Raw genomic sequence first — 9,607 nt, forward strand, 5'->3', positions numbered from 1 at the left:
GTCGAGTACGTTAAAGCCGGTCACTACGAAAACACCGTTTTCCACCGTGTCATCGGTAACTTCATGATCCAGGGCGGCGGTTTCGAGCCAGGCATGAAAGAAAAGAAAGACAAGCGCCCAAGCATCCAGAACGAAGCTGACAACGGCCTTTCCAACGACAAGTACACCGTCGCCATGGCCCGCACCATGGAGCCGCATTCGGCTTCCGCACAGTTCTTCATCAACGTGGCCGACAACAGCTTCCTCAACCACAGCGGCAAGAACGTTCAGGGCTGGGGCTACGCGGTATTCGGTAAAGTGACCGCCGGCACCGACGTTGTCGACAAGATCAAAGGCGTGGCCACCACTTCCAAGTCCGGCCACCAGGACGTACCAGCAGACGACGTGATCATCGAGAAAGCCGAGATCATTGAGTGATATTGCTGATTTCAGACTTGCATCTGGAAGAGGAGCGCCCGGACATTACCCGGGCGTTTCTGGATTTGCTCGCCGGACGCGCCCGCTCGGCGAGTGCGTTGTACATTCTGGGCGATTTCTTCGAGGTGTGGATCGGCGACGACGCCATGACACCCTTCCAGCGCTCCATCTGCCAGGCCCTGCGCGATTTGAGCGACAGCGGCACGGCCATTTTCCTGATGCACGGCAATCGCGACTTCATGCTCGGCAAGGCCTTCTGCAAACAGGCCGGCTGCACCCTGCTGAAAGACCCGAGTGTCGTGCAATTCAACGGCGAACCGGTGCTGTTGATGCACGGCGACAGCCTGTGCACCCGCGACGAAGGCTATATGAAGCTGCGTCGCTACCTGCGTAACCCGATCACCCTGTTTATCCTGCGCAACCTGCCGTTAAGCACCCGGCACAAGCTGGCACGCAAGCTGCGCAGTGAAAGCCGTGCGCAGGTGCGGATGAAGGCCAATGACATCGTCGATGTCACGCCCGAGGAAATTCCGCGGATCATGCAGGAGTACGGGGTGAAAACCTTGATCCACGGGCATACCCATCGTCCCGCGATTCACAAGTTGCAGCTTGGCGAGCAAGCGGCCCGGCGCATTGTGCTGGGGGATTGGGATCGTCAAGGGTGGGCGTTGCAGGTGGATGAGCAAGGGTTTGCGCTGGCGCCGTTTGATTTCACTCCRCCACCACCACTCGCTGCACCCGCGAACTAACTACCAAACACAACCCCTTTAGGAGCGAGCCTGCTCGCTCCTAAAGGGGTTGTGCGGTGTTTAGTGTCCCGCTGAAGCCGCAGGCCCCGCCTTGGCAGTAAACGGCGGCTTGGCCAGCCATACAATCAGGATCAACCCCATGAACATCCAGCCCAGCAAGGTGAAGTAATCCACCGTGGACATGATGTACGCCTGGCTGATCACCGTCTGCTCCAGCTGCGTGTAGGCCTTGACCCCTGCCCCGCCAAGGTTGGTCAGCGCTTCGCGGGTCGCCGGATCGAACGGGGTGATGCTTTCGGTCAGGTAGGCGTGATGCTGATCCGCCCGGCGAATCCAGATCCAGGTGGTCAACGACGCCGCGAAACTGCCGCCCAAGGTACGCAAGAACGTCGCCAGCCCCGAACCGTCGGCAATCTGGCTCGGTGGCAGGTCCGACAGCAGGATGGTCAGGGTCGGCATGAAGAACAGCGCCACGCCGATCCCCATGAACAACTGCACCAGCGCGATGTGCTGGAAGTCCACTTCATTGGTGAAGCCTGCGCGCATGAAACAGCTCAGGCCGATGGCCAGGAACGCCCCGCCCGCCAGCACGCGCATGTCGAATCGCGGCGCGTACTTGCCGACAAACGGCGACAGCAGCACCGGCAGGATCCCCAGCGGCGCCACGGCAAAACCTGCCCAGGTCGCGGTGTAGCCCAGTCGCGTCTGCAACCATTGCGGCAGGATCAGATTGATCCCGAAGAACCCGGCGTACCCCAGAATCAACACGATGGTGCCGTAACGGAAGTTGCGATGGGCGAACAGGCGCAGGTTGACCACCGGGTGTTCGTCGGTCATTTCCCAGATCACGAAGAACGCCAGGGCCACCACCGAAATCACCGAGCCGATCACGATGAAGCTGGATTCGAACCAGTCGGCATCGTTGCCCTTGTCGAGCACGATCTGCAGCGCCCCGACGCCAATGATCAGCGCGATCAGACCGACGTAATCCATCGGTTGGCGGCTGGTGACCACCGGACGCTTTTTCATCTGCCGAGTCACCACCCATGCCGCGAACAGGCCGATCGGCACATTGATAAAGAAGATCCACGGCCAGCTATAGCTGTCAGTGATCCAGCCGCCGAGGATCGGCCCGGCAATCGGCGCGACCACCGTCACCATTGCCAGCAATGCCAGTGCCATCCCCCGTTTCGCTGGAGGATAAACGGCAATCAACAAGGTCTGGGTCATCGGGTACAACGGCCCCGCCACCACCCCTTGCAGCACCCGGAAGCCCACCAGCTCGGGCATTGAGGTGGAAATCCCGCACAAAAACGAGGCCAGCACGAACAGCAGTGTCGCCCAGACAAACAGCTTCACCTCGCCAAAACGACGACTGAGCCAACCGGTCAACGGCAAGGCGATGGCGTTACTCACGGCGAACGAGGTGATGACCCAGGTGCCCTGCTCCGAACTCACGCCCAGGTTGCCGGAGATCGTCGGCAACGCCACGTTGGCGATGGTGGTGTCGAGCACTTGCATGAAGGTCGCCAGCGACAGGCCGATGGTGCTGAGCAGCAGGCTGGGTGGCGTGAAAGACGCGTTATTGCTCATCGCGAATCCTTTGGAGCTGAATTTTTTGGAGCAGGATTGGCGCTGCGCCTGTTACAGACGCAACTGGCCCTGTGGGAGCGAGCTTGCTCGCGATTGCGTCGGTTCAGTCGACATTGATGTTGAATGTCAGTCCGCTATCGCGAGCAAGCTCGCTCCCACAGAGGTCGGTGTGATGACGGATTGGCGAATCAGCGTTGCGCGGTTTTGCTGACCGCGGCGCTGTTGTCGTGGATCAACTGGGTGATCATCGCGTCGGCCTCGGCCAACTGACGGTCGTAGACGTTAGTGCTGAACGAAGCCTTCTGCGGCGGTTGTTGCGCCAACACCGGCCCGCTCTGGTCGCGCAGATTCACATCGACCATGGTCGACAGGCCAACCCGCAACGGGTGTTTTGCCAGCTCTTCGGCGTTGACGTGGATCCGCACCGGCACGCGCTGCACGATCTTGATCCAGTTACCGGTGGCGTTCTGCGCCGGCAGCAGGGCAAAGGCGCTGCCGGTCCCGGCGCCGAGGCTGTCGATGGTGCCGCTGTATTTGACGTCGCTGCCGTAGAGGTCGGTTTCGATCTCGACCGGCTGGCCGATGCGCATGTCACGCAGCTGGGTTTCCTTGAAGTTGGCGTCGATCCACAGTTGATCCAGCGGAATCACCGCCATCAGCGCGGTACCTGGTTGCACGCGCTGGCCAAGTTGTACAGAACGCTTGGCCACGTAACCGGTCACCGGTGCAATCAGCGTACTGCGCGAGTTATTCAAGTACGCCTGACGCAGTTGTGCGGCAGCGGCCATTACGTCCGGGTGCGACGAAACCACGGTGTCATCGACCAGCGCGCTGGTGGTCTTGAGCTTTTGTTCGGCGTTGGCCAGGGCGTTTTGCGCCGAGGTCAGGTCGTCGCGGGCATGGGACAGCTCTTCCTGGGAAATCGCCCCGCCAGCGGCGAGATTCTTCCGTCGGTTGAAGTTGTCCTGGGCCTTTTGCACTTCGGCTTTCTGGGCGTTGACCTGGGCTTTCATGCCATCCACATCGCTGTACAAGCCACGCACCTGACGCACGGTGCGCGCCAGGTTGGCCTGGGCGTTTTGCAGGCCGATTTCGGCATCGTTCGGGTCGAAGTTCACCAGCACCTGGCCTTCATGGACCAGATCGCCGTCGTCGGCACCGATGCTGACCACGGTGCCGGTGACCAGCGGCGTGATTTCCACCACGTTGCCGTTCACATAGGCGTCGTCGGTGCTTTCGCTCCAGCGCCCGTAGAACTCGTGGTAGGCCCAGACGCCCGCGCCGCTCAGCACGACGACGGCCGCCAGGATCAACAACATGAATTTGCGCTTGCCCGAATTGGGGTTGCCCTGGGTGTTTTCAGGAGGTTGAGTTGTATCGGCAGTGGCCATGACAAGTACCTTGAATTAGTGGGTCAGCGTGGCTGGCGCGGCGGTGGCCGAGGCAATGGCCTCAGGCTGGAAACCGCCGCCCAGCGCCTGCATCAACTGGATCGACAGGTCAATCTGCTCGGCATTCAGGTTGGCCAGCTGGCGCTGGGCCTGGAGCAGTTGCTGCTCGATGCTGAGCACGTCCAGGTAGTTGCCGATGCCGGAACCGTAACGCTGGACCACGGTGTTGTAGGAATCCTGGGCGATGTCGGTGGCGTGCTGCTGGGCAGCGATCTGCCGGCCGATATCGCGCAACTGGTTGATACTGTCACTGACATCCCCCAGCGCCTTCACCAGGTTTTTGTTGTACTGCGCCACGGCGAGGTCGTAATCGGCGTCGCGCGAATCGAGGTCGGCGCGCAAGCGACCACCGTCGAAGATCGGCACCGAGATCGTCGGTGCAATGTTGAAGAAGCGGCTGGCCGAACCAAACATCGCATCCCCCAACAGGGATTCGGCACCGGCGGCGGCACTGAGGTTCAGGTTGGGATAGAACCGGGTCTTGCCGGCGTCGATGCTTTTGCTCGCCGCCTCGACCCGCCAGCGCGCGGCCACCAGGTCCGGGCGACGTCCGAGCAACTCGGCCGGCAGCACCGAAGGTAGCGCTACCGCACTCGGCTGAAGAATGTTGGGTCGGGCAATTTCATTGCCACGGTCCGGGCCTTTGCCGAGCAGCACCGCGAGAGCGATTTTCGCGCTGTTCAAGCGCTTTTCGGCGTCGATCAGGTTGGCCTGGGAAGTGGCTTCCAGGCTTTCGGTCTGCTGGAACTGGTACTGGCTGTCGATCCCGGCAGTCAGGCGCCGCTGGCTCAGGTCGAGCATTTGCCGGGTGCGCTTGAGGTCTTCGTTGGACAGGTCATAGACGATGTGTGCCTGGCCGAGATCGCTGTAGGCCCGGGCGACATCGGCGGCCAGCGTCAATTGCGCAGCCTGCTGGTCGACTTCGGCGGCGCGGGCCTGGCCGAGGGCCGCTTCCCAGGCATCGCGCTGACCGCCCCACAGGTCGAAGTTGTAATTGAAACTGGTGCTGATGTTGCGAATGGTGGCGTACGTGTCGCCCTGCCCGCGCGGATCCTGGTCCCGGGCCTGGCGCGAGCGGCTGACACCGGCGCTGGCATCCAGGGTCGGCATCCGCTCGGCGTCGACTGCGGAAGCGGCAGCGCTGGCCTGATGGGCACGGGCGTCGGCGATCTGCATGTCCGGGCTGTCGCGCAAGGCCTCGCGGATCAGGCCGTCGAGTTGCGGGTCGCCGAGGCTTTTCCACCAGTCGCTTTTCGGCCAGGCGGCCGGCGACAACGTCACGCCGCTGAGGGATTGTCCGGCCTTGAGGTTTTTCGCGTCGAGGCTGACGCCTTCGGTTTTCAGGCCGCTATAACTGGCGCAACCGGCGACGCTCATGGCCAACAGCACCAGGCTCAGACCGGTACGCAAGGGGGTACTGCTCATTTGTCACCTACCCGCAGCAGGGTGATCGCGTCACCGGCTGCCACCAAAATTTTCTTCAGGATCAACTCCAGGGTTTTCAGCTCCTCTGGAGTGATGGCACCGGCCAGTTCATTCATGGCTTCGGCGCCGATGTGCGGCAGCAGCCCGGCGAGCTTCTGCCCTTCTTCCGTGAGCACAAGCTGCACTTGGCGACGATCCGCCTCGGAGCGTTGGCGAGCGAGGAAACCTTTCTGTTCCAGACGATCGAGCATGCGGGTCATTGAACCGCTGTCCAGGGACAGGTGGCGGCACAACTCGCCCGGCGAATCGACGCCGAACTGGGCCATGATGATCAACACCTTGAACTGCGCGGCAGTGATGCCGTGGGGTTCCATGTGGGTGTCGATGATCCGGTCCTTGAGCAGCGCGGCGCGTCCGAGCAACAAACCGAGATGGCAATTCTGGAAATCGTCTGGAGAGAAATGTTTCATCTGACCACCAATTAGCTGCCTAGGCAGTGAATGTATGTCGAGATATTACTGCCTAAGCAGCGAATGTCAACGTAATAGTTAGGAAGCTTTGTATTTAGTTGACTAAAGGCATCGGATATAAGCAAAAAGATCGCAGCCTTCGGCAGCTCCTACAGGTGTACACAAAACCCTGTAGGAGCTGCCAAAGGCTGCGATCTTTTGATTTTGAAGGGACTAGAAATCCCGCTTGTAGAAGATGTCCAGCGAACTGGCCACGCCACCCGCGGCTTCGAGGTAGACCTTCTTGCTCAGCTTGTAGCGCAAGGCAATGGTGTTGGCCGGTTCGAACACGCCGACACCGTAGCGCAGGCTGAGCTTCTCGGAAATATTGCCGCTGGCCACCACACTGGTGGCAGTGCCGCTGCCCTGGGTGTCAAGCTGGAAGTCCTGGATGCCCAGGTTCTTGGCCAGGCCACTGGTCACTCCGGAACTGCCCATCAAGCCCAGACCGAGGGCCGCCTGGGCGAGCATGTTGTTGTCTTCGCCATTGCTGCTCAGCGGACGCCCGAGCACCAGATAGGACAAGGCCTGTTCCTGGCTCATGGCCGGTTCGGAAAAAATCTGCGTGGTCGGCTGCTCGGCGCTGCCACTCAGGCGAATGCCGGCGATGATATCGTCGGTCTTGCGAATGGCCTCGATGTCCAGGTACGGCTGATCGATGGGCCCGGCAAACAGCAAGCGTGCCCGGCGCACCGAAAGCCGCTGGCCGTAGGCGCGGTATCGGCCATCGTTTAGCCACAGCTCGCCACGGGTGTCTATGTTGTCACCGATGTGCACATGCCCCTGCACATTCGCGGTCAGGCCAAATCCTGCAAAGCTCAGCTTGTCCTCGCCGACCAGCACTTCGATGTCCATCTTCATCGCCAGCGGCGGTTTACCCTCCTCAGTTTGCTGACCGACGATCACCGTGTCATCGGAGACCTTGACCGTCGACGGCGGCAATTCGCGAATGGTGATTTCGCCCCTGGGCACCAGCACTTTGCCAGCGATGGCCAACTCGTCATCCTTCATCGAGATTTTCAGGTCCGGAGCGACCTCAAGCTTGGCGTAAGGCTCGACGGTGACTGGTAACTGCGAGCCCTTGAGCGCCAGGTCCACCACCAGCGCCTGGCCCCAGGCGATGTTGCCGTTCAGGCTGCCCTGCCCAACCTTGCCGCTGTTCCAGCCACCATTGATCGATACGTTTTCGCCGGCGATCAGCGCTTGAACGTGCAGGTTTTGCAGCTCCATCGGCAGCTCAGGTCCGGCAATCACGCCGTCGCTCAGTTGCAGACTGCCATTGACCTGTGGCGCCAACAGCCCACCGGAAATCGTGCCACTGCCATTCAGGCGCCCGGCCARCTTTTCGACCATTGGCACAAACGGCCGCGCCACCGACAGGTCCAGCCCGCTCAAGCGGAACGAGCCACTCAACGGTTTGTTTTTCGGCAACGGATTGAGCTGCGCCTGCACCATCAGTTCACCGAGTTTGCCACCGACGAAATTGAGCTCGGTGTCGATGCGTTTGGGCGTGAGTTTGCTGGTGAGTTTCAGGGTCTGGTACGGGAAGTCCAGCCACTGGTCCTTTTCCTTGATGCGCAAGGTGCCACCGCCGGCATCGACACTGATCAGGCCGTTCGGGCCGCTGGCCGGCAGGTCCAGTTGCAGGTCGGCATTGAGCCGCCCCTGCCAGGCGAAATCCTTCGGCAACCATTGCGCGAGACTGTCGATCGGGAATTGCTTGAGGTGATAACGCAGCTTCGGCTCGGGCATCAGGCGCGAGTCTTCACCGCACAGGCTGGCCTGGCCGGATGCCCAGCAATGGGCGCCAAAATTGATTTTGCCGTCCGCCAGGCGTTCGAGTTTCGCCGGCCCTTGCAGCTTCCAGTCCTGGCCACCGGCCTGGATATCACCGCTGGCCAGGCGTCCGCGCCAATTGCCCTTGTCCAGCGCACCGTCCAGACCCAGCGCCAGTTTCAACTTCGGCCCTTGCAGATCGAGGCTCAGCTTCTGGTTTTCGATGTCGCCCTGGCCGCTGGCGGTCAGGGTTCCCAGTGAGGTGTCGCCGGCCTGGATGCCGCTGCCCTTGAGGTCGATTTTCGCCCGTTGCGCGCTGTCCAGCGTGGCGTCCAGGTTGAGGCTTTGCAGGCGATTGTCCTGGAAAGCCAATTGCGAGCCTTGCAGGTCAAGCTTGCCCTGGGGCGCCTTGAGTGTGCCGGCGACATCCACGCGGCCATTGAGCTGGCCGCGCAGTTCTGGCCAGAGCTGGGCCAGGCGCGGCAACTTGAGGTCAATCTGCCCGGCGAGTTTCTGTTGCAGGCTGCCCTTGCCAGTGATGCTGTTGTCACCGAGGCGGATTTGCAGGGCGTTGAGGTTCCACTGCTCACCACGGCCATCGGCCTTGGCCTGGATCACCGCCGGTTGACCGCGCAGTTTGCCCTTGAGGTCCAGGTCGGCATTGAGGCTGAGCATTTCGTTCTTCATCTCGCCCTGGCTGCGCAACGGCCCGGCCAGCGTACCCGGCAGCTCTGCGACCCAGTACGCGGGGTTGATCGCCGACAGGTCCAGCGCGGTGTCCCAGGCAATGCCGTCGGCGAATTGCAGGTTCAGGTGCCCTTCAGCCTTGCCCTGCCCGGCCTGGAGTTGAATCTGTTGCAGGTAGATTTTCGTCAGGTCGCCCGCGAAAGGGCTGGCCAGGGTGAAAGCGCCGGCCGGACCATCCGCCGCGGCGGCGAAATGCCCGAGGTACTTGCCGTCGGTGTAAGAAACTTCGCCGGTGAACGTGCGAAGCGCTACTTGCGGTTCGTCGATGAGCGGATAGAGCCTGTGCCACGGGAAGTCCAGCCAGTCAATCTTCGCCTCGGCGCTCAGGCCCTTGCTCCAATCCACAAGCCCTGTGAGCTTGAGGCTTTGCTTGTCGTTGGCGGTCAGGTCCAGCGCGGCGATCTGCGCACCCTTGGCGTCGACCTTGCCTTGCAGCGCCAGGGCGACTGGCCCTTGCTCGGCGGGTAGCGTGGCTTTGCCGAGCAGCGCGTAGCCGTTCATCAAGTCGCCGGAACCCGTGAGCTCAAGCTGATTGAGTTGCAGGGTGTCCGGCAGATCGGCACCGGGCTTGAAGCCATCGGCGGTGATCCGCACCTTGGCCGGCAGGTTTTCCACCAGCGGTTGCAGTTCGCCGGTCAGTTGCCCGTTGAGGTAACCGCTGCTGTCGGCTTTCAGGTTCAGAGTCTTGAGCAGGTCGCCGTCGACTTTCAGCGCCAGCGCCAAGGGCTCAGGCGTCGACAACAGGGTCAGCTTGCCTTCGGCACTGAGGGGCCAGTTACCGGAGGGTTGCAGCAGGCCGGACAGGTTCAGGCTCAGGTCATCGCGCTGCAACGCCACCGAATCGATCCTCAAACCGGCCGCCGTCCAGTGCGCCGCCAGTTGCAAGCCCTTGAGCTCCTCGCTGCCGTTGAACAACAGGCTACCGACCTTGATCTCCCCC

General features: G+C 61.6%; 7 protein-coding genes. 2 read left to right on the forward strand and 5 right to left on the reverse strand.

Annotated features, from left to right (window positions below; all coding sequences use genetic code 11):
• Nucleotides 1–417: peptidylprolyl isomerase (locus tag AC1DVH_RS21100; RefSeq protein WP_477755439.1), on the forward strand; the 417-nt coding region annotated here is incomplete at its 5' end.
• Nucleotides 414–1,166 (forward strand): UDP-2,3-diacylglucosamine diphosphatase, encoded by a 753-nt coding sequence (gene lpxH / locus AC1DVH_RS21105; RefSeq protein WP_477755440.1) that lies wholly within the window; start codon nucleotides 414–416, stop codon nucleotides 1,164–1,166. The genes AC1DVH_RS21100 and lpxH, both read left to right, overlap by 4 nt.
• A 60-nt stretch (nucleotides 1,167–1,226) precedes the next feature.
• Here lpxH and AC1DVH_RS21110 read toward each other — a convergent pair whose 3' ends face one another.
• The 5 genes from AC1DVH_RS21110 to AC1DVH_RS21130 all read right to left on the reverse strand — a co-directional run.
• Nucleotides 1,227–2,759, reverse strand: a complete 1,533-nt coding sequence (locus tag AC1DVH_RS21110) for a DHA2 family efflux MFS transporter permease subunit (RefSeq protein ID WP_477755441.1) — start codon at nucleotides 2,757–2,759, stop codon at nucleotides 1,227–1,229.
• Between the two features lie 188 nt (nucleotides 2,760–2,947).
• A complete protein-coding gene (locus AC1DVH_RS21115; protein WP_477755442.1) occupies nucleotides 2,948–4,150 on the reverse strand; it encodes an EmrA/EmrK family multidrug efflux transporter periplasmic adaptor subunit in 1,203 nt (400 codons plus the stop codon).
• Between the two features lie 15 nt (nucleotides 4,151–4,165).
• A complete protein-coding gene (locus tag AC1DVH_RS21120) occupies nucleotides 4,166–5,635 on the reverse strand; it encodes an efflux transporter outer membrane subunit (RefSeq protein ID WP_477755443.1) in 1,470 nt (489 codons plus the stop codon).
• Complete coding sequence (locus tag AC1DVH_RS21125; protein WP_477755444.1) at nucleotides 5,632–6,105, reverse strand: MarR family winged helix-turn-helix transcriptional regulator; 474 nt, start codon at nucleotides 6,103–6,105, stop codon at nucleotides 5,632–5,634. Before AC1DVH_RS21125 ends, AC1DVH_RS21120 begins: the two co-directional genes overlap by 4 nt.
• A 213-nt stretch (nucleotides 6,106–6,318) precedes the next feature.
• Nucleotides 6,319–9,607 (reverse strand): translocation/assembly module TamB domain-containing protein (locus AC1DVH_RS21130; protein ID WP_477755445.1); only part of this gene is annotated, 3,289 nt, incomplete at its 5' end.

This window comes from Pseudomonas sp. P4_C3 (assembly GCF_056402075.1).

Bases quoted from the DNA above. Each gene is read 5' to 3' on its own strand.
- AC1DVH_RS21110 (WP_477755441.1), bottom strand. From the start codon at position 2,759: ATGAGCAATAACGCGTCTTTCACGCCACCCAGCCTGCTGCTCAGCACC.
- AC1DVH_RS21115 (WP_477755442.1), bottom strand. From the start codon at position 4,150: ATGGCCACTGCCGATACAACTCAACCTCCTGAAAACACCCAGGGCAAC.
- AC1DVH_RS21120 (WP_477755443.1), bottom strand. From the start codon at position 5,635: ATGAGCAGTACCCCCTTGCGTACCGGTCTGAGCCTGGTGCTGTTGGCC.
- AC1DVH_RS21125 (WP_477755444.1), bottom strand. From the start codon at position 6,105: ATGAAACATTTCTCTCCAGACGATTTCCAGAATTGCCATCTCGGTTTG.